A 23,415-nucleotide genomic window follows, 5' to 3' on the forward strand; every position below is an offset into this window, starting at 1 on the left:
GTCAGTTGACCGTGACCTGACCCAGCGCCGGTTGCTGTTCCTGGGCTTGATGCTGCGGTGCATAGACCTGAGTGAAACGCACGGGCGGCAGATTGAACTGGCCCTTCTGCGAGAAGCGCACCAAATGTCGCAAACGCAATTCGCCGCTCAGCGCATCGACGGGCACGGCATAGGCCAGTTGTCCCGGTTCGAAACGTGCTTTCTCCAGTGCCGTCGGTTCAGTGCCGGATTTGCCTTGCAGCTTGATGCCCCAAGTAGTGCGCTCGACATCCGCACCGGGCGGCAGCGGCACTTCGATCATCCCGTAACGCAGCGGCTTGGCGGCTTTGCTGGTGATGATCACTTCGTCCAGATACAGGCTGTCACTGGACAGCGGCGTGGTGCCGACCGCTTCGAGTTTGAACGTGAAGGCTTCGTCACCCGGTACCAGTCGCGACAGGCGACGAGTGATGGTCACGGCCATCGGATCGACTGGCGGCTGTCGGGTCTGGAAGCTCAATGCCGCGCGCAGCGGACGCTCCTGCGCGCCCGACAGCGACAACACACTCGGTACCGGCGCTGTGCCCTGCCAGGTCCAGTACATTTCGCCGGTGACACCGTGTTGCTTCTTCCAGCCCTCTCCGGGCGCCAGTGCGATGGTTGGCGAGGCCTGCTCGATACTGCGTTGCAGCCAGGTCAATGCCAGTGCCCGTTCGAGGGTTGATTGTTGCGGCAACAGGCGTTGCAACAACGCTTGAGCGCGTGCCTGATCGAAGGGTTGCAGCGACAGGTTCAACGCTTCGGCGAACGGCTGCGAGCTGACGGCCAAACGCTCCTGCGCGTCCGCCAATTGACGATTGAAAGCATCCGGCAACGCTACCTTGGACTGACGCGCCAGCGATGCCGTCAACACACGCGCCGCCGCCAGCCCCAACGCCGAATCCGGATCACTCATGACAATGCTGTCTTCGCCGTCCTCCATCAGGTTCGCGGCATGGCCCTCGCCGGCTTTCGCCAGATCGTCCATCAAGCCGCTGAGCAAGGTGTTAACCGGCAACTGCATCTGTTTGGCGAACGACACAATCAACGCGCGCTGCAACAGCGGGGTGTTCTTCGCCTGCTTCGAATAGACCTCCAGCACCCGCTGCCAATGCTCCGGTGGCAGGCTCAATTCCAGCACCTGGCTGGCGTGCCAATCCGCGTAATAGGCATAGGCCGTAAGGAACGCATCCGGCTCGCCATCCATGCCCCACCAGGTGAAACTCGCCGCAGGCCCGGCCATTTGCACCAGGCGCAAACGGCTGTTCTGCATGATCAGGCGCAAGCGATCACGGATCTGCGGATTCGACGACAGCGTCGGATAGGCGATGCTCAGCGGCAACAGGCGACTGGCGGTTTGCTCGACACCGCCGTACGGATAACTCAACAGATCATCCAGCGCTGAACGGAACAGCGCTTGCGGGCTGTCATCCAGACGCAGGCGAATGTCCGTGGCGTCTGTCGGCAACGCCAGCGGCGTATCACCGCTGGCGACATCCAGGCGTTGGCTTTGCGTCACTTGCCAGCCCTCGCCGCTTGCGCTCAAGCGCACAGCCAGGGCGTCCGCGATTGTGCCGTCCTGCAGCAGCTCGGCGGTCCACTCGCCGCTCGTCAGCGCGAACGCGGGTAACGGGATGTAGTTGATGCCGCTGTTGAGCGTGACAGGTATGCGCTGCTCACTGCCCCGGTAATGCGTCACCAGCTCAGCCTTGACCGGGTTTTGCGCCTGACTGAAAGCAAACACACCGAGATCAGGCTGGTCACCCGTGCGGAACTTGCTCGGCCCGCTCCACTTCAGGTACAGCGGTTTCTCCGAACGCACGAACTGCTTTTTCTGCCCGACCTGACCGTCGTCGGCGATGGCCCGCGCGGTGATGCGCCAGCGGGTCAGCGAGTCCGGCATCTTGAAGGTGAATCGGGTTTTGCCCTCGGCATCGGTCAGCAGCTCCGGTTGCCAGGCGGCGGTGTCGACGTCTTCGCGACGCGGGCGCTCCAGCACTTTCACCCCGCGTTCGCTGCGATTGGCTTTACCCGGTGCGCCGGGGCTGCCGGGCAGCGCAACGTCATAGCTGATGAACGACAGGCTGGCACTGGTGCGCACGTTGTTGCGTCGTGGGTGATAGAAGAACTGGTCGATGGTGGGTGCGACTTCCGGTTGCAGCGCGTAGACCATTTCGTCGACCACGCTGACCGTCAGATGTGCCGGAATCGGCTTGCCGGCGAACTGCGTCGTCAGATCGACAGAAACCGTTTCGCCCGGCTGATAAGTCTCTTTATCCGTTGCGATGGCCACGTCGATCTGCGGCGTAATCACCTTGATCCCGGCGTTCTGGAAGCTGTACTGACCGCCCTTGGTGTACAGCACCGAGAACGTCAGGTTCGGTGCGAAACCGTCCTTTACCGGAATGCGCGCGCGGTACTGGGTGTCGCTGAGTTTGTCCATCTTCAACCAGTCGCCGCCCTTGGACAGCAGCGCGGTAGCCTCGACCTTGTCACGCTCCAGCGACAGCAACGCATCGTTGATCGGCTCGGGGAAGGTGATCAACGCCAGCGCTTCATCACCGGCCTTGTACTCCGGTTTATCGAGGACGATTTCCACGGTACCCGGTACGGCTTTGACCCCGTCGCCGGTGACTGAATGCCCGGTGGCGCCGAGGGTTCGGCCGTGGTCGTCACGAAGTGTCAGGTTGTAGGTGCCGGGCCGTTCAAAGGCCAGGGTGAAACTTTTATCGGCGGCCGCCAGCTTGCCTTCGCCAGTGCTCTGATCTTCCAGGCGAACCCAGCCGTAACTGCTCGGGGTAACCGCTGCGCTCTGTTCGCTTTCGTTGACGAAGCTGAACGCCACCTTGTCGCCCACCGCGCTGAACCGCTGCGGTGCGCTCAAGCGGAAATTCGCCGCACCACGATCGATGAGGATTTCCTTGGTGGTCTTGACCCGATACGCCGCGCCGTCACTGGCAAACACGGTGAGCATGTAGCGGCTCGGTTTGTCGGCGGCCGGCAGATCGAGAGTCGCATTGCCCTTGGCGTCGGTGGTCAATTCGGTGCTGGTCAGCTCCACCGGGAATTGCCCGAGGTATTGCAGTTCGTTGTCGACCATCGACAGTTGCTGGGCACGCAGGCTGAGGCTCAATTTGGCATTGGCCACCGGTTTCCCATCCGGGTACAGCAACACCAGACTGCCCTTGACCGGCTCGCCGGTGCGGTAATCCTGTTTGGCCAGGTTGAGGGAAACTTCGAAGTGCGGCTTGATGTATTCAGCCACGCGGAAGGCGCTGCTGTAGGCCTGATCCTTGTAGCTAAAGCGCAACTCGTAACCACCGGCCACGGCGTTGTCCGGCAACTGGAAGCGGCCTTGGGTACCGGCCTTCGAATCGAGTTTCAAATCCAGGGTTTGCAGTGCGGTGCCAGTCGCATCCAGCACAGTCACGCTGACGTCGGCAGCGCTTGGCTGCACCGAATCGCGGGCATTCTTGAACTCGCGACCGACGATTTTCAGCGACACCCAATCACCCGGCCGATACAGCGGCCGGTCGGTGAAGGCATAAAGTTTGGTGTCGTAGATTTCGCTGTCGTAGTAGAAATTTTCCGAGACGAAAACCCCGCCCTCTTCGTCCTCGCCAATCACGAACGAGCGCTCGGGGCTGACGTGTTTCAGGCGCAGCAACCCCTCGGCATCGGTGGCGCCACTGCTCATCACGCCGAGGCCGTCGGTCCACAGCACATTGACCTTGGGCACCGAACTGCCTTGGTGTTTGCGCGCGGCCCACACCAGCAATTCATCGCCGGCAATCTTGCTCACCGCCACGGTGTTGGAGACGAAGACCATGGTGGTCGCGCGGTACTTGCCGATCAGCGCTTCCACCAGATACAGCCCCGGCTTCAAATTACCCAGCGGGATGTAAACGTTACCCGGTGCGACACTGACAAATTCGCTGGAAGAACCGGCCAGGTTCACGCCTTGCGGCGGCTGGATCGGTTTGGCTTGCCACAATGGATAGCGGAACTGACTGACTACCGGCAGGCCCGGAATCAGCGCGAATTGTGGTGGCGCGTCGTAAGGCGTCGGCGCGGCCATGGCGGCGCCCATTTTCAGTTCCGGCACTTCCTCGGTGACCTGTTTGCGCGACTCATAGGAGAACGCCCGCTGCATCACGCGACGGGATTTTCGATACCAGTTGTCCCACAGGTACGCGAGCGTGTTGGACAAGCCTTCGCCCTTGAACTGGCCATCGCTGACCACGCGGTGCAGGTTCTTCTGGCGCTTGAGGAAGTCCAGCGGTTTGTCGATGCGATACACGCGAATGTCGGCGCCGCCGTAAGGCTCCATGCGAAAGCGCCGGTAGTCACGACCTGGCGCTTCGAGGCGCACCATCGCTTGTTCGTCGCTGGCAAAACTGCTGTCGGCCAACAGGAAAAAACTTTCGCCGGGGACCGGCGTGTAGCCGCTGGGTTCAACAGTGTCTTCGGCGTTGACCGCCGACAAAGGCAACACCATGACCAACAGCAGAGACAGAAAACGCAGCATGCGGGCACCGGTCATTGGGAGAGAAAATTCAGTCGATAAACGCCGATGAAGTTGGGGTTGGCTGCATCGGGTATCCATCGGGTGTCCTTCCATGTCATGAGTTGTTGCAAGCTTGCCGAGCGCATGCCGTTGTCGGTGGGAGTGGTGGTGCCGGTGTGATAGGCGATGAAGCGGCCCATCCAGATCATCAGGTGCTGGTCGTCGCCCTGATCGAAAAACATCAGGTCGCCGGGCCGTGCTTGCGCAACATCGCGACCCACCAGGTGACTGTTGAACTGAATCAACTTGATCGCATTGACGTACGGCCCGACCTTGCCGCCACCCTGTTGCCATTGTTGAGCGAGGCCACGCTGGGCGTCGCTCAATTGCAATTCCGGCGGCAGATAACGGTTGGACAGGCCATTGCTGCGCAGCCATTTGTCGTCGTGGACTTTCAGCGCTTCGTTGGCGGCAAACCGCACCAGCCCGGCGCAGTCCTGTTGGTACCAGCGTGGGCTCGGGCCCTGGCTAAGTTGCTCCTGGGCGATGCGCACAAACCAGGCGCGGAACACTTGGGATTGCTGCACATTCAGCGCGGGTGTTTCGATCGCCCAGGCACCCGCGCTTAGCAGCAAAGCGAGGAAACCGAGGCTGCGGATCAACGTGTTCACAGGGCTTTCCATTCCAGCGGCAGCCATTGCCAATGACCGTCCGGCTCGCTGCCTTCAGGCAGGGTCAGGGCGTACTTGCCGTAGCCGCCGAGCTTGCGCAGTTTCGGGATCAGGTAGGTTTGCGCGGCGTTGTAAAACACCGGTTCCATGTCCTGGGGCAGGCTGTCGAGGGTTTCCCGTTGCATCAGTTGCGCCATGGAGTCCGGGCCGAAATACACCGGCATCAGCAGGTCTTTCGGCACCACGTCAGCCATCGGCGGGAAGCGTTTGTCGAGGGTACCGAGTGCCTTGTCCACCAGCTTGTCGTCGAGGGAAAACAACAGCGTCGAACCGTGCCGCGCGAGACTGACACGCATGAATGCCTTACCGCTGATCGCGTCCGGATTCTCGGCGTCCTTGGCTTGGTAGGCACCAAAGTTGGAGCTGACCTGACGCTGCCATTGATGGCTTTGGCCTTCCTGTTTCTCCACCACCGGAAAAGCATGTTCATCAACCTTGCCTTCGTAGGCGCCGACCATCGAACCGAACAATTTGCCCAGATCGCCATCGAGGCTGGCACTATCTTCATCCTTGAGACTGGCCACCAGCAGCGGCGTGTACAGGCGCGAGTCGGCGTACCAGCAAAGGCCTGCCGCACCGCCCATGTGCTCGGTCAACGCTTGAGCGGCGCGCTCTTCGGCACCGAGTTTTACCAGCAACGGTGTCTGTTGTTCAGCGGCCAGCGGCAGCGCCACACAAGCGCTCGCGCCCATGGGCATGGCTTGCCAGACCGGTTTGAAATCGAAGTCCGGTTGATTCTCCAGTTCATCCATGGCCAGGAAGCTGTGCCAGCCTTTATCGTCCATGTCGAAACGCAAGCCGGCGAAGTTGGGAATGAAGCGCTGATAACCCATGGCCAACACACTGGCGTTGACCGACAGGCGCTGTTTCACCTCCGGCGCACGGGGTGGCAGGCCGAAGGCTTCAGGGAACAGTTTTTCGCCGTTGAGCAGCGCCGCGATGGCCTTGGTTGAAACGCCGCCCGCTTCCAGTGTCACGCCACTGTCAGGGTCGTAAAGCCTGGTCGGGTTGGACAGCACCACCAGTTTGTCGCCATGGGAGCCGAACACCAGCGCCTTGCTGGCGTTGTAGGTGAGCTGGTAAAGCACCACGTCATCGGTGCCGACTTTCACCTCTGCGACTTTGCTCAGTTGCGAATCATCCAGCGCCACTTTTGCCAGCGGTTCCAGTACTTTGGCCAAGCCACCGCGATCCATCACCAGCAGGAAATCCTTGAGCCGCCCATCCGCCCCGCGCCACAGCGCGACGTCCGCCGGTTGGTCGAACAGATGCTCGATCAGCGTGTCCTGCAACTTCAGGTCATGTTCGTAGATGATCCGCCGCAGGCTACCGATCAGCCCGAGGCGATCGGCGTGGGCTTCGTAATAGAAGACGAAATCTTCGGTCAGGGTCTCCTTGAGGAACGGCACGGCCAGCAAATCCTTGGGCAATTGGCTCAAGGAACGGGTTTCGAGCAAACCATCGGGGCGGCTCATGCCCAGTTTTTCCGCCGCCAGTTGCGGCGCCGGCGCGGTGCTTTTTTTCATCAGCCAGCCCATGCCAGCGGCCACGCCGGCGACCAGGCACAGCCCGACCACAATGGCCGGCCAGCGACGGGACGGTTTGGCGCTCGGTGTTTCGGCAGCCGGGGTAACAGAGTTATCGCTCATTTCACAAAACCCGATGTCATCCGTGGTGCGGGATGCTTAATAGTTGAAAGTCTTGACCAGCAGCAGGTCACCGATGGCCCGCAGGGGCACGATGAAGGTCTCGCGTTTTTCGTCGACGGTGTTTTCGTTGAGCACCAGGTTGATCTGCGAAGTGATCACCTCGTTCTGGTTGCCAGCCTCATCGAAGTTATAGCCGCCGCTGCCAAAGTTGCCCCAATAGTTGACGTAAACCAGATAGGTGCCATGCATCGGCGCGGTCATGGTGAACATTTCCGGGCCGGGGCCGTCGACGCCGTCCGGGTCGAGGCCGCCGCCGTTGGTCAGCGCCGAGTGAGCCCAGAACGCGTGTTGGCCGTCAGGCGTGATGATGTGCAGATCGAGTTCGGCCTTCGGATCATCCCAACCCAGCACCACGCGAATCCGCGCCGGCGTGCGCAAGTTATTGGCTTCATAGAATTGAACGCGCTTGAGCGACTGACCTTCGGCACTGCGCACTTCGACGCTGTTGGAACCGGCACCGAACGCATACGGCCGGGCAAAACGGCCCTGGTCGTCGGTGTACAGGTTCAGGGGATTGCCATTGACCGCCAGCGTGTGAGGCCCGCGTTGCGTACCGATGGCCTTGAGCTGGCCTTCGATCATCGTGCGATTACGCTGCACGCCCCGGTCGATGGGTGGCGTGGGATAGGCGACTCGCGGGTTTTCCGTGCGGTCCAGCAAACCGTTAAAGCGCCAGCCGCCCACCGGTTCCGACAATTCGGCACTCGGCGCGGCCATTGCCGGCATGCAGACCCACCCGATCAGCAGCAAAAAAAATGAGCGCATGTGACGCCTCCTGCCATGCATGACGAAACCTTGCGCCTGATCCTCGGCGCGTTACAGATGGAGATACTGCGTTTCGTCTGAAAGACCCGTGACGGTTGGGTCGTACAAGGCGCGAAGATTAGACGTTGCTGCGCCTCATCACAATCGGATCCCTTTGAAAATGCGGCGGGAATCACCCCGCTCATTTGCCCATGAACCCCCTATCTGCTAGTGTCGCGCCGGTTTAACGTCAACCGGAAATCGCCGCCATGGCCCGCAAAAAAGCTGCACTGGATTTCGAACAATCTCTCGCCGACCTGCAAACGCTGGTCGAGCGTCTGGAGAATGGCGAATTGTCGCTGGAAGATTCGTTGACCGCTTTCGAGCAAGGCATCGGTCTGACCCGCGATTGCCAGGCGGCGCTGGCTCAGGCCGAGCAAAAGGTTCAGGTGCTGCTCGAGCGTGATGGCGAGTTGGCCGAGGAACCCTTCGACGCGGACCAGCCAGAATGATTGCAGCGTATTCGGCGACCAGCCAGGGCCGGGTCAATGCGGCACTGGAAACCCTGTTCACTGCACCGGGCCCTGAGCTGGCGCGGTTGTACGAAGCCATGCGCTACAGCGTGATGAACGGCGGCAAGCGTGTTCGTCCCTTGCTGGCCTACGCGGCCTGCGAAGCGTTGGGCAGCAAGCCCGAGCAAGCCAACGGCGCAGCCTGCGCGGTGGAGTTGATCCACGCTTACTCGCTGGTGCATGACGATTTGCCGGCCATGGACGATGACGACCTGCGTCGCGGCCAGCCAACCACCCACAAGAAATTCGATGAAGCCTGCGCGATACTCGCCGGCGACGGCTTGCAGAGCCTGGCCTTCAGCGCCCTGCTCGACCCGCGCCTGAGCAACGCTGACGCAGAGATTCGCCTGCAAATGGTCAGTGCATTGGCCAAGGCCGCAGGCCCGGCGGGCATGGTCGGCGGTCAAGCCATCGATCTTGGCTCAGTCGGTCTGAAGCTTGATCAGAAAGCCCTCGAATACATGCATCGGCACAAGACCGGTGCGTTGATCGAAGTCAGCGTCAAGCTCGGTGCCCTGGCCAGCGGCCGTGCCGAGAAGGACGAACTGAAATCCCTGCAGACTTATGCACAGGCCATCGGCCTGGCGTTCCAGGTGCAGGACGACATTCTCGACGTCGAAAGCGATACCGAAACCCTCGGCAAGCGCCAGGGCGCGGACATTGCCCGGGACAAGCCGACCTACCCGGCCCTGCTCGGCCTCGACGCGGCCAAGGCTTACGCGCTGGAACTGCGCGATCAGGCCCTGCACGCGCTGCGACCGTTTGACGCGGCGGCAGAGCCGTTGCGTGACCTGGCCCGGTATATCGTCGACCGGCGCAGCTGACGGCGTATCCGCCAAAAAGGACCAACGCGTGGGCAGGGGCCGATGCATCAGGTAAACTGCCGCATCTTTTATACCTATAACGATTCGCCTGATGCCCACGACGTTTCATGAGATTCCCCGCAAGCGCCCGACCACGCCCCTGCTCGACCGCGCGAACACGCCGGACGGCCTGCGCCGGTTAGGCGAAGCCGAGCTGGAAACCCTGGCCGATGAGTTGCGCCTGGAATTGCTCTACACGGTCGGCCAGACCGGTGGGCATTTCGGTGCCGGCCTGGGCGTGATCGAGCTGACCATCGCGCTGCATTACGTTTTCGACACCCCGGACGACCGGCTGGTGTGGGACGTCGGTCATCAGGCTTATCCGCACAAGATCCTCACCGGTCGCCGCGAGCGCATGGGCACCCTGCGCCAGAAGGACGGCATTGCCGCGTTCCCGCGCCGCTCCGAAAGCGAGTACGACACCTTTGGCGTCGGCCACTCCAGCACGTCGATCAGTGCCGCGCTGGGCATGGCGATTGCCGCCCGCCTGCAAAACAGCGATCGCAAAGCGATCGCGGTGATCGGCGACGGCGCGTTGACGGCCGGCATGGCGTTCGAAGCGCTGAACCATGCGCCGGAAGTGGACGCCAACATGCTGGTGATCCTCAACGACAACGACATGTCGATCTCGCGTAACGTCGGCGGCCTGTCGAACTATCTGGCGAAGATTCTTTCCAGCCGCACCTACGCCAGCATGCGCGAAGGCAGCAAAAAAGTGTTGTCGCGCCTGCCCGGTGCCTGGGAAATCGCCCGGCGCACCGAAGAATACGCCAAAGGCATGCTGGTTCCCGGCACCCTGTTCGAAGAGCTGGGCTGGAACTACATCGGCCCGATCGATGGCCACGACCTGCCGACCCTGATCGCCACCCTGCGCAACATGCGCGATCTGAAAGGCCCGCAGTTCCTGCACATCGTCACCAAGAAAGGCAAAGGCTTCGCCCCGGCGGAAGTCGACCCGATCGGTTACCACGCCATCACCAAACTCGAACCACTGGACGCCCCGGCCGCTGCGCCGAAGAAGGCCAGCGGGCCGAAGTATTCCGGTGTATTCGGCGAGTGGCTGTGCGACATGGCGGCGGCTGACCCGCGCCTGGTCGGGATCACCCCCGCAATGAAGGAAGGCTCCGATCTGGTGGCCTTCAGCGAACGCTTCCCGCTGCGCTACTTCGACGTCGCAATTGCCGAGCAACACGCCGTGACACTGGCGGCCGGCATGGCCTGCGAAGGCGCCAAACCGGTGGTGGCGATCTATTCGACCTTCCTGCAGCGCGGCTACGACCAATTGATACATGACGTCGCCGTGCAGAACCTCGACGTACTGTTCGCCATCGACCGCGCCGGTCTTGTTGGCGAAGACGGCCCGACTCACGCCGGCAGCTTCGACCTGTCGTTCCTGCGCTGCATCCCGGGCATGCTGGTGATGACCCCGAGCGATGAGAACGAACTGCGCAAAATGCTCACCACCGGTCACCTTTACGAAGGCCCGGCGGCCGTGCGTTATCCACGCGGCAACGGCCCGAATGCAACCATCGAGAAAGACCTCGAACCGATCGAAATCGGCAAAGGCATCGTTCGCCGTCAAGGCAGCAACGTCGCCCTGCTGGTGTTCGGTGTGCAGTTGGCCGAGGCGCTGAAAGTTGCAGAGAAGCTCGATGCAACGGTGGTCGACATGCGTTTCGTCAAGCCGCTGGATGAAGACCTGGTGCGCGAAATCGCTGGCAGCCACACATTGCTGGTGACCATCGAAGAGAATGCGATCATGGGCGGCGCCGGTGGCGCGGTCAGCGAGTTCCTCGCCCGCGAGAACATCCTCAAGTCGATGCTGCACCTCGGCTTGCCGGACATCTACGTCGAACACGCCAAGCCTGCGCAGATGCTCGCTGAGTGTGGGCTGGACGAGGCCGGCATCGAAGCTTCGATTCGCGAGCGCCTGCAACTGCTCAATCTGTAAACCCGATCTGCTCTTGTAGGAGCCGGCTTGCTGGCGATGGCCTTTTTGAAAGCGCTATCGCCAGCAAGCCGGCGCCTACAGGACTGTGTACTCCCTTCGCTGCTACGAAAAACTATGAATTTCTCTCGCCTGGCCCTGACGCTGACCTTGCTGCCAGCCGGGCAACTGCTGGCCGACACCTTCGAACGCGATCAAGCCCTGAAACTGCCCGACGTGCTGATCAGCGCCAACCGCCAGGTCGAAGCGCGCAACGACAGCAGCGCCGCCAACACCGTGTTCACCCGCGAAGACATCGACCGCCTGCAACCCAACAGCGTTACCGACCTGCTGCGTCGGGTGCCCGGGGTGCAAGTCGCGCAAACCGGCGGGCGTGGCAGTCTGCCGGGGATCTACATTCGCGGCACGCAGTCGGCGCAAAGCCTGGTGCTGGTGGACGGTCAACGCATCGGCAATTCGTCCTCGGGCGACAGCAATCTGCAGCACATCAACATTGAACAGGTCGAGCGCGTAGAAGTGCTGCGCGGCTCGCGATCCGTGATTTACGGCAGCGACGCGATTGGCGGGGTGATCCAGATTTTTACCCGGCGTGGCAGCGAACCGGGGTTGCGTCCACAGATGCACGTCGGCTTTGGCAGCAACCAGACCTGGGAACGCAGCCTTAATTTGTCTGGCGGCAATGAGCAGACTCGCTTCAATCTCGGCGCCAGCCTCGATGAAACCGCCGGGATCGATCGCACCCATGAGTCGTACCCCAGCGACAGCGATCACGACGCGTACCGCAATAAATCGTTCAGCATGAGCGTGAGCCATGCTTTGAGCGATGACGTCGAAATCGGCGCCAACGTGCTGGATAACCGGGGCAAAAGTGAATACGACAATCCGTTCGGCCGCTTCGACCTGAATACCTTCGAGTCCGTCCAGGAGCAGCCGTACAACAGATTCGATGTGAGCAGCGTCAGCAGCTACGTCGACGCGCGGGTCAACGACCTGTGGAAAACCCGGATCGAGTTCGGCCACAGCGAAAACCGCGAGAAAACCTTCGACAAGCTCAGCGATGAACGCAGCGTATTCAACACCTACCGCGACACGGTGAACTGGCAGAACGACCTGACACTCAACGAAAGCAACAGCTTGATCCTCGGCGGAGACTGGTACGAAGACCGGGTTAACAGCAGCACCGCGTTCGACGAAGACAGCCGCTGGAACCGTGCGGCATTCATCCAGCACCGTTATCAGGCGGACAGGTTCTCCACCGAACTGGGCCTGCGCCGCGACCAGAACCAGCAATTCGGTGGCCAGAACAGCTGGAGCGGGACCCTCACCCTGCCGCTGAACCCGGACAACGATGTGCTGCTGACCTACAGCGAAGGCTTCCGCGCACCGACCTTCAACGACCTGTATTACCCCGACTTCAGCAACCCTGACCTGAAACCGGAAACCTCGAAAAGTTATGAGCTGCAATGGCGCAGCCAATTGACCGAGAGCAGCCGACTGGAAGCCTCGCTGTACCGAACGGATCTCGAAGACGCAATCATCTTCGGCAGTAACTCGCGCCCGGAAAACGTCGCCTCGGCCCGGATCAACGGCTTCGAAGCGGCATTGAAACAGGATCTGTTCGGCTGGCAGAGCAACCTCGGCGTGGCGATCATCGACCCACGGGATCGCGACACCGGGCATACCCTGGCCCGTCGCGCACGACGTACCTTGAGCCTGGACCTGGATCGGCAGTTCGATCGACTGGGCCTCGGTGCCAGTTGGCAAGCAGTGAGCAGCAGCTACGACGACTTGAACAATCAACAGCCGTTGGGCGGTTATGCCTTGCTGGGGTTACGCAGCAGTTGGGTGCTCAATCGCGAGATCAAGCTGGAGTTGAAGGTGGATAACCTGCTGGACAAGGGTTACAGCCGCGCGCTCTACAGCCATGACGGCAGCCAGTACGGGTATCGCGAAGAAGGTCGGGCGTGGATGTTCGGGGTGACCTGGACGCCGGAAATCTGAACTTGTACTTGTGACGGTTTGACTGGCCCCCATGAGGCCAGTCACCCGCTGAAACGTTCAGATCAGTGTGTCAGCCGCGCGCCTGAAGCCCTTCGACGAAGCCTGCGATACGACGACAGGCATCTCTTAACGCGGCATCGGAAACGGTGAACGAGATCCGTACAAATCCGGCGGTGCCGGCGCCGAACGCGCTGGCGTCGAGTACCGCAACCCCGGTAGCACGGAACAGCTGCCAGGCAAACTCGGTGCTCGACAGCCCGCACTCGCGTACATCCACCAACATGAACATGCCGGCCTCGGGCACCTTGCACTTGAGCAGCGGCACATTGCGCAAGCCTTCGACCACCAGGTTTCGACGTCGCAGATACAGTTCCCGCGCATGGCTGACCACCTGCTCATCCAGCTCCAACGCCTTGAGCGCAGCCGCCTGAATAAATCCCGGCAGCCCGTAGAGCATGCACAGCAGCAGGTTATCCAGATGACCGATCAGCGCTGGCGGACCCACCACCCAGCCCACCCGCCAGCCTGTCATGGCGTGGGACTTGGACAAGCTATTGAGCACCACGGTGCGGTCGGCCATGCCTTCGAAGCTCGCCACGCTCTGGTGGGGACGATCATAGGTCAGCTGACCGTAGACCTCATCGCTGATCACCCACAGGTTGTGACGCTGAGCGACCAGCGCCACAGCTTCGAGCTCCTGTTTGGTGTAGACGTTGCCGGTGGGGTTGTTTGGCGTAGCCAGGGCGATGCCGCGCGTCTTGTCGGTGATCACCGCTTCGATGGCCGCGAAGGTCAGCCGAAAATCATCGCCCCCCGGCTGGGCAATCGGTACCAGCCGCGCCCCCGAGGCCTGAATGCTCGCCGCATACGTCAGGTACATCGGTGCGGGCACCAGCACTTCATCACCCTGTTCGAACAGGCACATGGCGGTCGCGTACAAGCCATTCTGCGCACCGGCCACCAGCGCTACGTTGTCGGCGGACACTGGCTGGCCGAGCAAGGCCGACTGTTTCGTGGCAATGGCTTCGCGCAGTTCCGGGCGACCGATCACATGGGTGTAGTGGGTGTCGCCTGCGTTGATTGCCTGAACCGCTGCCGCGCAAATTTCATCGGCAGTGGCGAAATCCGGATCGCCGATGCTCAGCACGATCGCATCTTCACCCCGCGCCTGCGCATCGCATGCGGCGTAGTGGATGTCCCAGGCTGTGACGGTTTCGCCGCTGATGCGCTCGACCATGGACGAGTATTTCATGTGAAGCTCCTTGAAAACCCTCGGGTTGACGTTCCTTTCAATGTTCAAGTCAGGCCTGACGTTGGGGCGTTTTGCTGATACGAGCAAAGTCCTGTTCGATGACAATAGTTCGTTCGACGAAATCTGCGATCAACCGTGGTGGCGCTGGCAGAACAGTTTGCCAGTCGTTTCCCGTTAGCGGTGAGACACAGGTGGCGCGCTGGCTGCACCTCGGCCTAGCGATCGGGGGCGATCAACTGGCACAGCCTGGCAGTCGCCTCGATCATCTGCCCGCTTGGGCGTTCCAGGCCTTTGTCCGTCACCCGTCGCAACTGCCCCTGTTTTACAGCCGCCACCTGCGGCCAGGTTTTCCATGCATCGAGCTGCGTCTGATCGCTGGCCAGAATCACCTCGGGATTGCGCTGCAACACTGCCTCTACACTGACTTGGGGCGCTGGCAATGTCTGCTCGTCGAATACATTTCGCGCCCCGCACACTTGCAGCGCATCGCTGATGATCTGCCCACCGCCGATGGTGTACAGCGGCCGATCCCACACTTGGTAGAACACCCGCAACGGCTGATCCCGACGATAGCGTTGGCGCAGGTCCGCCAGTCGCTGACGCAAACCGGTCGCCAGTGCCGCGCCCCGCTCCGGTCGCCCGAGCTGAGCGGCTATCGCTTCGATCTGCGCGGTGAGCTGTTTGAAATCGTGGGGTTCGGCGACGAAGGTCGGGATGTTCAAGCGCTTGAGTTGTTCACGCTGGGCCGGGCCGACGCTGCCGGGCCAGAGCAGCAGCAAGTCGGGCTGCAGGCTGAGCAAGCGTTCCAGGTCCAATTGGCCGTAGCGGCCAACAGAAGGCAGGTGCTTGAGTTCGGCGGGACGTTCACCGGCATCCAGCACGCCCACCAGCAGGTCGGCCGAACCCAGTTCAACGACGATTTCAGAAAGAGAAGGCGCGAGACTGACAACTCGCTCGACCGCGGCTGCCGAGCCGCTGAAGGCCAACAGCAAAACCGTCAGCCAGATCGCACGCATCAACCGAGCTGACGCGGAATACGGTAGAGATAGAACAGCACCGTGGTCGACAGCGCCAGCAACATCAGCGGTACCGCTTCAAGACCCACGAACACGGCCAGTGCACCGATCCATGCCGGCAGGCCGGCGGCGAGGAAGGCCGTACGGCGCTTGGCTGCCAGGCTGATCCACGCGGCGGGCTCTTCAGGGGTATCGAGGGCTTTCTGGGTGGCGATCAATGCGTGTTTGTAGCCACCGAAAAATTTCAGGCTGACAAACATCGAGGCGACACCCGCGATGAACAACGGCATCGCCAGCACCGGCAAAATCGCCTCGCTCTGGCCGAATACAGCGTTGATCACGAACAGCGGCAACAAGGCCAGCGCCAGGTATTGCCACCAGTTGACGGACAGCCGCCGCCGTACCTGACCGCGCGTCACGCCCTATCTACCTCGCCCTGATGTTCGTTGCCCATCATGTGGTCGAGCTTGCTGGCCTTGGTCGCCAGGTAGAGTTTGTTGTGCGGGTTATGGCCAGTGTGCAGCGGCACGCGCTCGGCAACCACGATGCCCATGTCGGTCAAGGCTTTGACCTTGCGCGGGTTGTTGGTCATCAGACGCAGGGACTTGACGCCCAGATGCTGCAGCATCGGCAGGCACATGGCGTAATCGCGCTGGTCGGCGGCAAAGCCCAGGCGTTCGTTGGCTTCAACAGTGTCGGCGCCGCCATCCTGCAATTCGTAGGCGCGGATCTTGTTCAGCAGGCCAATGCCACGGCCTTCCTGACGCAAGTACAGCAGCACGCCGCGGCCTTCACGGGCGATGGCCTGCAGGGCGGCTTCAAGTTGCGAACCGCAGTCGCAACGCTGGCTGAACAAGGCATCGCCCGTCAGGCATTCGGAATGCAACCGGCCGAGTACCGGTGCACCATCGGCGATTTCACCCAGGCTCAGCACGACGTGCTCGCGGCCGGTGGCTTCGTCGAGAAAACCGTGCATGGTGAATTGCGCAAAAGGCGTTGGCAGCTTGGAAGCGGCGACAAAAACGACAGGCACCGGTGTGCTCCTGATCTAAAGAGTCTTAAGATTCGCAGGTCGGCATTGTAACAGCACGTTCCGGGCGACGCTTAGGCTGAATTATCGGCAATAACTATCAAAAAGTTTGATGTCCGCCCCGACAAACGCCATCCCTTGGGGGGAATCGCCGACCGCAAAGTCCGAGTTAATACTCTGCAAATGGATACGGTTGTTTCCAGCGTTCGAAGACCGGCTTCAGCTCGCCACTTTTCACCAGCACCTCCATGCGCTGATCAAACAGCTTCGCCAGGGCGCGGGCATTGGGGGTCTTGGCGAAACACAGGTACAACGGCAATTCCGCGATATGGGTGCTGCGCAACTGCGATGGATCCTTGGCCCGACTGCGCACGAAATCGACTTCTGTCAGCGCATCGATGTAAAAATCGGCACGATTCTGAGTCAGCATAGAGACAATGCCGGTACGCCGCAGCACTTCGTTGTAACGGCGAACGTTGGGCAGATAATCCTGGTAGTCATAGCCCCGGACCCAGGCCAATCGATAGTCGCCCAGGGTTTGCGGCGTGGGCACCGGGCTGCTGGCCAAGCCCAAGGCATAGATGTGATCGGTGTCGAAATTCCACTTGGGATAGATCAGCTCGGGCGATTCATCACGGTAGGAGCCGACACAGGCGTCGACTTCACCGCGCTCGGCCAGGCCCATGGAGCGCAAATAAGGTTCGGTGCGGATCTTCAGCGTGACGCCTGCCGGCTCAAAGACCTTGCGCAGCACGTCCCAACCGAGACCGTGCCCATCGGCGGCGGTGTAGTCTTCCCATTCTTCGCTGGCGAGCTGAATCACCGAAGGCGCCGTCGTTGCCACCTCACCCGCCTGGACGAATGAGCAAAACAAGGCGAACACCATCGCCATCAACCCGCGCCGAACCATCCCTAGATCCCCCACTTAACCCCTTAGGCGAAAACCCACACCAGTCCTTGCATCGCCAGCCAGGCAAACACCCCGGCCAATACGTCATCGAGCATGATCCCGACGCCGCCGTGAACGTGCCGGTCGATCCAGCGAATCGGCCACGGTTTGAGAATATCGAAGAAGCGGAACATCAAGAACCCCGCCAACAACCACTGCCATCCTTCGGGCACCAGCCACAGGGTAATCCACATCCCGACCATTTCGTCCCAGACGATGCCTTCATGGTCGTGTACACGCAAATCATCGGCCACTTTGCCGCACAGCCAGAAGCCGAACAGCATGGTGATGCCCAGCATCAACCAATACCCCCAATCGGGCAACATCTGCCACAGCGGGATAAAAGGTAGCGCAACTAACGACCCCCAAGTACCCGGAGCCTTTGGCAGGGTGCCCGAGCCGAAGCCGAACGCCAGGAAATGCCAGGGATTACGCCAGACCGACGGCGGTACGAATTCCGCCGGGACCTGTTTGGGATGATCTGTCACGGTGACTCCCGAAAATGTTGGTAACCCCGGGTTTGCGGGGTGATGTCCTGCCCATCGGCATCCAGCAGCGTCACGCCCTGCCCGATCACGACGCGGCCGATCACATGAATCGGCCAGCCGTTGGCCAGCAGCGCCGGCAACTCGACGGACGGCAAGGTGAACGCCAGCACGTAATCGTCACCGCCGCTCAGGGCCGCGCTTTGTGCATCGGACTGGCCAAGGAATGCCCGCAGCGCCTGCGACAACGGCAACCGGTCACGCTCAACTTGAAGACAGACTTTTGAAGCGAGGGCGATATGCCCGCAATCCGCGAGCAGGCCATCGGAAATATCCATCGCCGAAGTGGCCTTGCCGCGCAAAGCCTGGCCCAGACCAAGCTGTGGTTGCGGCGACCAATAGTGCGCGAGCAACGGCTCGGTAATGGCCGCTTCTGCCGTACGCTGACCGAGCACCAGCGGCAAAGCGCCGGCGGCATTACCCAACTCGCCGCCGACACACAACAGATCGCCCGGCTGCGCACCGCTACGGGTCAACGCCTTGCCGGACGGCACGCGACCGAACACGGTCATGGTCAGGCTCAAAGGTCCGCGAGTGGTATCGCCGCCAACCAACGCCACGCTGCAGCTTTGCGCCATCTGGTTCAAACCACGGGCATAGGCTTGCAGCCAATCGGCGGTCACCGTCGGCAAGGTCAGGGCCAGGGTAAAGGCAACCGGAGTGGCGCCCATGGCGGCCAGGTCGCTAACGGCCACGGCCAGCGAGCGCTGACCGAGCAGATACGGATCGCACGGGTCAGCGAAATGCACGCCGGCCACTAACGTATCGGTGGAAATCGCCAACTGCTCCCCGGGAGGAACAGCCAGCAAGGCGCAGTCATCGCCGATCCCGAGAGCAACGCCTTCGCCGCCCTGCGCACAAGGCGCGGCGGCGAAGAAATTGCGGATCAGTTCAAACTCACCCATTGCTGAATCAAGCGCTGGTTAGCGCTTGAACGCCTTGACTTCAGCTTCACGCAGACGCGGGGCCAGTTTGTCGAGCACACCGTTGACGAACTTGTGACCGTCGGTGGAACCGAAGACCTTGGCCAGTTCGATACCTTCGTTGATCACAACGCGGTACGGCACGTCGACGCGCTTGAGCAGTTCCCAGGTCGACAGGCGCAAAACCGCCAGTTCAACCGGGTCCAGCTCTTCGATGGTCAGATCGAGGCAAGGCGTGAGTGCGGTGTCGATTTCGGTCTTGAACTGCGGAACCCCGTGCAGAATCTCGCGGAAGTACGCGCCATCGACATCGGAAAAATCGTTATCGACCCGGAACTGCGCTTCGATCTCGTTCAGCGACTGCTTGGCCATGTGCCATTGGTACAGCGCCTGAGTCGCGAGCTGACGGGCTTCGCGACGCTTGACGCTTTTCGATGGCTTGCCGGCATCCGCAGGCTTTGGATCGCGCGGGTTGAAACGATCGCTTTCGTCGCTAATCACTTGGCCTCCAACTGCGCCAGCAGGCTGACCATTTCCAGAGCGGACAGGGCAGCTTCAGCACCTTTGTTACCGGCCTTGGTGCCGGAACGTTCAATGGCTTGTTCGATGGAATCAACGGTCAGGACGCCGAAAGCGACCGGCACGCCAAACTCCATGGACACCTGGGCCAGACCTTTGGTGCACTCGCCAGCCACGTATTCGAAGTGCGGAGTACCGCCACGAATGACCGCGCCCAGGGCGATGATTGCTGCGAACTCGCCTTTCTGAGCGACTTTCTGCGCAACCAGCGGGATTTCGAAGGCGCCAGGGGCGCGGATGATGGTGATGTCGCTTTCGCTCACGCCGTGGCGAACCAGGGCATCAACTGCACCGCTGACCAGGCTTTCAACGACGAAGCTGTTGAAACGGCCCACTACCAAAGCGTAGCGGCCTTTAGGGGCGATGAAGGTACCTTCGATGGTCTTCAGGGTCATTCGTTAGATCTCTTAAAGAGCCGGGACGCGTCTCGTACGCGTCCCTCAGTGATATTTGAACCGCGAATTCAAGGCCGCAAACAACCGGTCATTATTCGGAGGGCACGTATTCTACAACTTCCAGATCGAAACCGGATATCGCATTAAATTTCATCGGTGCCGACATCAGGCGCATTTTGCGCACACCGAGGTCACGCAGGATCTGCGAACCGGCACCGACAATGCTGTAGGTGGTCGGTTTTTTAACCTGGGTGTGATCGGCGGTTTCGCGGATATGCGCCAACAACACATCGCCATCGAGCGGGTGACCGAGCAACAGCACCACACCGCTGCCAGCCTCGGCAACCTTGGCCATGGCGGCGCGCAGGCTCCAGCGGCCGGGCTGATTGACCATCAGCAAGTCGCGCAGCGGGTCCATGTTGTGCACCCGAACCAGGGTCGGTTCTTCGGCGCAGACATTGCCCAGGGTCAGTGCCATGTGCACATCGCCTTCCACGGAATCACGATAGGTCACCAGGTTGAATTGGCCCAGTTCGCTGTCCAGCGGCTGCTCGGCAATCCGCTGAACGGTACGTTCGTGGATCATCCGGTAGTGAATCAGGTCGGCAATGGTGCCGATCTTGATGTCGTGCTCAGCGGCAAACGCTTCCAGTTCGGCACGACGGGACATGGTGCCGTCGTCGTTCATCACTTCGCAGATCACGCCGCTCGGCTCGAAACCGGCCATACGCGCCAGGTCGCACGCGGCTTCGGTGTGGCCGGCGCGAGCCAGGGTGCCGCCGGCCTGCGCCATCAGCGGGAAGATGTGGCCCGGGCTGACGATGTCATCGGCCTTGGCATCACGGGCCGCAGCCGCTTGCACGGTGCGCGCGCGGTCGGCGGCGGAGATGCCGGTGGTCACGCCGGTGGCGGCTTCGATCGATACGGTGAACTTGGTGCCGAACCCGGAACCGTTGCGCGGCGCCATCAATGGCAGCTTGAGCAGTTCGCAACGCTCGCGGCTCATCGGCATGCAGATCAGGCCACGGGCGTGCTTGGCCATGAAGTTGATGTGCTCGGGCTTGCAGCACTCGGCGGCCATGATCAGGTCGCCTTCGTTCTCGCGGTCTTCGTCATCCATGAGGATGACCATCTTGCCTTGGCGGATGTCTTCAACCAGTTCTTCGATGCTATTGAGCGCCACAAGGCACCCCCCTTCTTTCGAAATTAGAGCTCAGGATTTGAGGTAGCCGTTGGCGGCCAGAAAGCTTTCAGTGATGTTGCTGGAAGCAGGCTCTGCGGCCTTGTCGCCCAACAACAGGCGCTCCAGGTAACGGGCCAGCAAGTCCACTTCCAGGTTCACCCGGCGACCCGGCTGGTACGACGCCATGATGGTTTCGCTCAGGGTGTGCGGAATGATGGTCAGCAGGAACTCGGCACCATCGACCGCGTTCACGGTCAGGCTGGTGCCGTCGACGGTGATCGAGCCTTTATGGGCGATGTACCTGGCCAGTTCTTTTGGCGCGCGGATGCGAAATTCCACGGCGCGGGCGTTCTCGGTGCGGGCAACCACTTCGCCCACGCCGTCGACGTGACCGCTGACCAAGTGCCCACCGAGGCGCGTGGTCGGGGTCAGGGCTTTTTCCAGATTGACCGGGCTGCCGCTTTTGAGGTCGTTCATGGCGGTGCAGTCGAGGGTTTCACGGCTGACGTCCGCCGCAAAGCCGTTGCCTGGCAGTTCAACGGCGGTCAGGCACACGCCGTTGACCGCGATGCTGTCGCCCAGTTTGACGTCGCTCAGGTCGAGCTTGCCGGTTTCGACGTGAACCCGTACATCACCGCCCTTCGGGGTCAATGCACGAATACTGCCGATGGATTCGATGATGCCGGTAAACATGAGGTTCTCCTCGAGAACAAAGCCAGCGCTATAGCGATGGCCGGGAATTATACGCTGGCTGCTGGCAAAGGAATGGCAGTGACCCGCCAGTCATCGCCAACCGCGCGAATTTCGGTGATTTTAAGCTCGGGCGCATCTTTCATTTGCGCGAGCGGCCACTCCAGCAACGGCCGCGCCGAAGAGCCCAGGAACTTGCCGGCAATGAAAATCTGGAACTCGTCCACCAGCCCGAGCTGGGCAAAGGCACCCGCCAGCCGTGGACCGGCCTCGACCAGCACTTCATTGACCTGACGGTTGGCCAGTTCAACCAGCAACTGACGAAGATCGACCTGCCCATCGTAACCCGGCACGATCAGGCATTCCGGGCCGTTGGCGTATTGCTCTTCCACCGCCACGCAGGTAGCGACCAGCGCCGGACCGGCCTTGAAGAATGGCGCATCCAGCGGCACCCGCAGGCGGCCATCGACCAGCACACGCAGCGGCGGCCGGCTCATGGCCAGTGCGGTTTGTTCGGCATCCAGACCGAGTTCATCGGCGCGCACGGTCAAACGGGCGTTGTCCGCCAACACCGTATCGGCGCCAGTCAGCACCACGCTGGCCTGGGCACGCAGGCGTTGCACCGCCGAACGCGCCGCCGGGCCGGTAATCCATTGGCTTTCACCGCTTTGCATCGCGGTGCGACCGTCGAGGCTCATGGCCAGCTTGACCCGCACGAACGGCAAGCCGTGCTCCATGCGTTTGAGGAAGCCTTGATTGAGTTTGCGCGCTTCGCTTTCCAGCACGCCGCTTTCGGTGGCGATGCCCGCCTGTTCCAGACGTTGCAGGCCACGACCGGCGACCTCCGGATTGGGGTCCTGCATCGCTGCGACCACCCGCGCCACACCGGCATTCACCAGCGCATCGGCGCAGGGCGGCGTGCGGCCATGGTGACTGCAAGGTTCGAGGGTAACGTAAGCCGTGGCGCCCCGGGATCGCTCACCGGCGGCGCGCAAGGCATGGACTTCGGCATGGGGTTCACCGGCACGCTCATGCCAGCCTTCGCCGACAATCTGCCCGTCACGCACAATCACGCAGCCGACCCGAGGGTTGGGGTGTGTCGTGTAGTGACCTTTGCGCGCCAGTTCCAGCGCGCGGGCCATGTAATGGGCGTCGAGGATGGATTGTTCCGGGGTGGTGGTCATTCTTTCACCGGCTCACGGGCCAGGCGATCGATCTCTTCACGGAACTCGTTGAGGTCCTGGAAGCGGCGATACACCGAAGCGAAGCGGATATAGGCGACTTCATCGAGCTTCTGCAGCTCGGCCATTACCAGCTCACCGACCACGAGGGATTTGACCTCGCGTTCGCCGGTGGCGCGCAGTTTGTGTTTGATGTGCACCAGCGACGACTCGAGGCGCTCGACACTCACCGGGCGCTTTTCCAGCGCGCGCTGCATGCCGGCGCGGAGTTTTTCTTCGTCGAACGGCTGGCGACTGCCGTCGGTTTTGATCAGGCGCGGCAACACCAGTTCAGCCGTCTCGAACGTCGTGAAACGTTCGCCGCAGGCCAGGCATTCACGCCGGCGGCGCACCTGTTCGCCCTCGGCGACCAGACGCGAGTCGATGACCTTGGTGTCGTTGGCACCGCAGAAGGGACAGTGCATGGTGGCAGGCAACAAAAAAAGGGAGGGCCATGGTAGCGCATCCCGGTGGCAAGACAAGCCATAGGGTTTGCGGTATACAGACGGGATGATCACTTGATCCATGGATTTCATCATT

Annotated in this window: 21 protein-coding genes; 4 read left to right on the forward strand and 17 right to left on the reverse strand. The window is 61.4% G+C overall.

What is annotated here, in order from left to right:
* Position 1 precedes the first annotated feature (1 nt).
* The 4 genes from M5G20_RS12350 to M5G20_RS12365 are packed head-to-tail and all read right to left on the reverse strand — an operon-like array spanning position 2 to position 7,730.
* Entirely contained in the window at positions 2-4,561 is a 4,560-nt protein-coding gene (locus M5G20_RS12350) for an alpha-2-macroglobulin family protein (RefSeq protein ID WP_273919335.1), read from the reverse strand.
* Positions 4,558-5,208 carry a DUF1175 domain-containing protein gene (locus tag M5G20_RS12355; RefSeq protein WP_150734625.1) on the reverse strand — a complete coding sequence of 217 codons (651 nt, stop codon included), beginning with the start codon at positions 5,206-5,208 and terminating at the stop codon, positions 4,558-4,560. Before M5G20_RS12355 ends, M5G20_RS12350 begins: the two co-directional genes overlap by 4 nt.
* Entirely contained in the window at positions 5,193-6,905 is a 1,713-nt protein-coding gene (locus M5G20_RS12360; protein WP_273919336.1) for a DUF2138 domain-containing protein, read from the reverse strand. Before M5G20_RS12360 ends, M5G20_RS12355 begins: the two co-directional genes overlap by 16 nt.
* Before the next feature lie 36 nt (positions 6,906-6,941).
* Entirely contained in the window at positions 6,942-7,730 is a 789-nt protein-coding gene (locus tag M5G20_RS12365) for a YfaP family protein (protein WP_273919337.1), read from the reverse strand.
* Positions 7,731-7,978: 248 nt separating this feature from the next.
* On the opposite strand from M5G20_RS12365, the gene M5G20_RS12370 reads away from it, so the two are divergent.
* The 4 genes from M5G20_RS12370 to M5G20_RS12385 all read left to right on the forward strand — a co-directional run bounded on the left by M5G20_RS12370 (position 7,979) and on the right by M5G20_RS12385 (position 13,093).
* The gene (locus M5G20_RS12370; protein ID WP_007894317.1) at positions 7,979-8,221 is read left to right on the forward strand and encodes an exodeoxyribonuclease VII small subunit; all 243 of its coding nucleotides are present in this window, start codon (positions 7,979-7,981) and stop codon (positions 8,219-8,221) included.
* On the forward strand, positions 8,218-9,105 hold the full coding sequence (gene ispA / locus M5G20_RS12375; protein ID WP_273919338.1) for a (2E,6E)-farnesyl diphosphate synthase: 888 nt from the start codon (positions 8,218-8,220) through the stop codon (positions 9,103-9,105). The genes M5G20_RS12370 and ispA overlap by 4 nt, the downstream gene beginning before the upstream one ends.
* Before the next feature lie 91 nt (positions 9,106-9,196).
* Positions 9,197-11,095: a 1-deoxy-D-xylulose-5-phosphate synthase gene (gene dxs / locus M5G20_RS12380; protein ID WP_273919339.1), complete on the forward strand. Its 1,899-nt coding sequence runs from the start codon at positions 9,197-9,199 to the stop codon at positions 11,093-11,095.
* Between the two features lie 114 nt (positions 11,096-11,209).
* A complete protein-coding gene (locus M5G20_RS12385) occupies positions 11,210-13,093 on the forward strand; it encodes a TonB-dependent receptor domain-containing protein (RefSeq protein WP_273919340.1) in 1,884 nt (627 codons plus the stop codon).
* 70 nt (positions 13,094-13,163) lie between these two features.
* Here M5G20_RS12385 and M5G20_RS12390 read toward each other — a convergent pair whose 3' ends face one another.
* From M5G20_RS12390 to nrdR, 13 genes are all read right to left on the reverse strand, one after another.
* Positions 13,164-14,345, reverse strand: a complete 1,182-nt coding sequence (locus M5G20_RS12390) for a pyridoxal phosphate-dependent aminotransferase (RefSeq protein ID WP_273919341.1) — start codon at positions 14,343-14,345, stop codon at positions 13,164-13,166.
* A 215-nt stretch (positions 14,346-14,560) separates the two neighbouring features.
* The gene (locus tag M5G20_RS12395; protein WP_273919342.1) at positions 14,561-15,361 is read right to left on the reverse strand and encodes a cobalamin-binding protein; all 801 of its coding nucleotides are present in this window, start codon (positions 15,359-15,361) and stop codon (positions 14,561-14,563) included.
* Positions 15,361-15,780, reverse strand: a complete 420-nt coding sequence (locus M5G20_RS12400) for an MFS transporter (protein WP_150734617.1) — start codon at positions 15,778-15,780, stop codon at positions 15,361-15,363. The genes M5G20_RS12395 and M5G20_RS12400 overlap by 1 nt, the downstream gene beginning before the upstream one ends.
* Positions 15,777-16,394 carry a GTP cyclohydrolase II gene (gene ribA / locus M5G20_RS12405; protein ID WP_075948644.1) on the reverse strand — a complete coding sequence of 206 codons (618 nt, stop codon included), beginning with the start codon at positions 16,392-16,394 and terminating at the stop codon, positions 15,777-15,779. Before ribA ends, M5G20_RS12400 begins: the two co-directional genes overlap by 4 nt.
* Before the next feature lie 166 nt (positions 16,395-16,560).
* Positions 16,561-17,301: a substrate-binding periplasmic protein gene (locus M5G20_RS12410; protein ID WP_273919343.1), complete on the reverse strand. Its 741-nt coding sequence runs from the start codon at positions 17,299-17,301 to the stop codon at positions 16,561-16,563.
* A gap of 23 nt (positions 17,302-17,324) precedes the next feature.
* Entirely contained in the window at positions 17,325-17,828 is a 504-nt protein-coding gene (locus tag M5G20_RS12415) for a phosphatidylglycerophosphatase A family protein (RefSeq protein ID WP_273919344.1), read from the reverse strand.
* Positions 17,825-18,790, reverse strand: coding sequence for a thiamine-phosphate kinase (gene thiL, locus M5G20_RS12420; protein ID WP_273919345.1), 966 nt, complete (start codon positions 18,788-18,790; stop codon positions 17,825-17,827). The genes M5G20_RS12415 and thiL overlap by 4 nt, the downstream gene beginning before the upstream one ends.
* Before the next feature lie 18 nt (positions 18,791-18,808).
* Positions 18,809-19,309, reverse strand: coding sequence for a transcription antitermination factor NusB (gene nusB, locus M5G20_RS12425; protein WP_003185935.1), 501 nt, complete (start codon positions 19,307-19,309; stop codon positions 18,809-18,811).
* Complete coding sequence (ribH, locus tag M5G20_RS12430; RefSeq protein WP_003228649.1) at positions 19,306-19,782, reverse strand: 6,7-dimethyl-8-ribityllumazine synthase; 477 nt, start codon at positions 19,780-19,782, stop codon at positions 19,306-19,308. The genes nusB and ribH overlap by 4 nt, the downstream gene beginning before the upstream one ends.
* Before the next feature lie 91 nt (positions 19,783-19,873).
* Positions 19,874-20,965, reverse strand: coding sequence for a bifunctional 3,4-dihydroxy-2-butanone-4-phosphate synthase/GTP cyclohydrolase II (ribBA, locus tag M5G20_RS12435; RefSeq protein WP_273919346.1), 1,092 nt, complete (start codon positions 20,963-20,965; stop codon positions 19,874-19,876).
* Positions 20,966-20,995: 30 nt separating this feature from the next.
* A complete protein-coding gene (locus M5G20_RS12440) occupies positions 20,996-21,658 on the reverse strand; it encodes a riboflavin synthase (protein ID WP_273919347.1) in 663 nt (220 codons plus the stop codon).
* 47 nt (positions 21,659-21,705) lie between these two features.
* Positions 21,706-22,839, reverse strand: a complete 1,134-nt coding sequence (ribD, locus tag M5G20_RS12445) for a bifunctional diaminohydroxyphosphoribosylaminopyrimidine deaminase/5-amino-6-(5-phosphoribosylamino)uracil reductase RibD (protein ID WP_273919348.1) — start codon at positions 22,837-22,839, stop codon at positions 21,706-21,708.
* Entirely contained in the window at positions 22,836-23,300 is a 465-nt protein-coding gene (gene nrdR / locus M5G20_RS12450; protein ID WP_003228656.1) for a transcriptional regulator NrdR, read from the reverse strand. The genes ribD and nrdR overlap by 4 nt, the downstream gene beginning before the upstream one ends.
* Between the last annotated feature and the right edge of the window lie 115 nt (positions 23,301-23,415).

The organism is Pseudomonas sp. TNT2022 ID1044 (genome assembly GCF_028656895.1).
Taxonomy (GTDB): Bacteria; Pseudomonadota; Gammaproteobacteria; order Pseudomonadales; family Pseudomonadaceae; genus Aquipseudomonas; species Aquipseudomonas reinekei.

Excerpts from the sequence above, each read along its gene's own strand:
- M5G20_RS12350 (WP_273919335.1), bottom strand. The coding sequence starts at position 4,561 with ATGACCGGTGCCCGCATGCTGCGTTTTCTGTCTCTGCTGTTGGTCATG.
- M5G20_RS12355 (WP_150734625.1), bottom strand. The coding sequence starts at position 5,208 with ATGGAAAGCCCTGTGAACACGTTGATCCGCAGCCTCGGTTTCCTCGCT.
- M5G20_RS12360 (WP_273919336.1), bottom strand. The coding sequence starts at position 6,905 with ATGAGCGATAACTCTGTTACCCCGGCTGCCGAAACACCGAGCGCCAAA.
- M5G20_RS12365 (WP_273919337.1), bottom strand. The coding sequence starts at position 7,730 with ATGCGCTCATTTTTTTTGCTGCTGATCGGGTGGGTCTGCATGCCGGCA.
- M5G20_RS12370 (WP_007894317.1), top strand. The coding sequence starts at position 7,979 with ATGGCCCGCAAAAAAGCTGCACTGGATTTCGAACAATCTCTCGCCGAC.
- ispA (WP_273919338.1), top strand. The coding sequence starts at position 8,218 with ATGATTGCAGCGTATTCGGCGACCAGCCAGGGCCGGGTCAATGCGGCA.
- dxs (WP_273919339.1), top strand. The coding sequence starts at position 9,197 with ATGCCCACGACGTTTCATGAGATTCCCCGCAAGCGCCCGACCACGCCC.
- M5G20_RS12385 (WP_273919340.1), top strand. The coding sequence starts at position 11,210 with ATGAATTTCTCTCGCCTGGCCCTGACGCTGACCTTGCTGCCAGCCGGG.
- M5G20_RS12390 (WP_273919341.1), bottom strand. The coding sequence starts at position 14,345 with ATGAAATACTCGTCCATGGTCGAGCGCATCAGCGGCGAAACCGTCACA.
- M5G20_RS12395 (WP_273919342.1), bottom strand. The coding sequence starts at position 15,361 with ATGCGTGCGATCTGGCTGACGGTTTTGCTGTTGGCCTTCAGCGGCTCG.
- M5G20_RS12410 (WP_273919343.1), bottom strand. The coding sequence starts at position 17,301 with ATGGTTCGGCGCGGGTTGATGGCGATGGTGTTCGCCTTGTTTTGCTCA.
- thiL (WP_273919345.1), bottom strand. The coding sequence starts at position 18,790 with ATGGGTGAGTTTGAACTGATCCGCAATTTCTTCGCCGCCGCGCCTTGT.
- ribH (WP_003228649.1), bottom strand. The coding sequence starts at position 19,782 with ATGACCCTGAAGACCATCGAAGGTACCTTCATCGCCCCTAAAGGCCGC.
- M5G20_RS12440 (WP_273919347.1), bottom strand. The coding sequence starts at position 21,658 with ATGTTTACCGGCATCATCGAATCCATCGGCAGTATTCGTGCATTGACC.
- ribD (WP_273919348.1), bottom strand. The coding sequence starts at position 22,839 with ATGACCACCACCCCGGAACAATCCATCCTCGACGCCCATTACATGGCC.
- nrdR (WP_003228656.1), bottom strand. The coding sequence starts at position 23,300 with ATGCACTGTCCCTTCTGCGGTGCCAACGACACCAAGGTCATCGACTCG.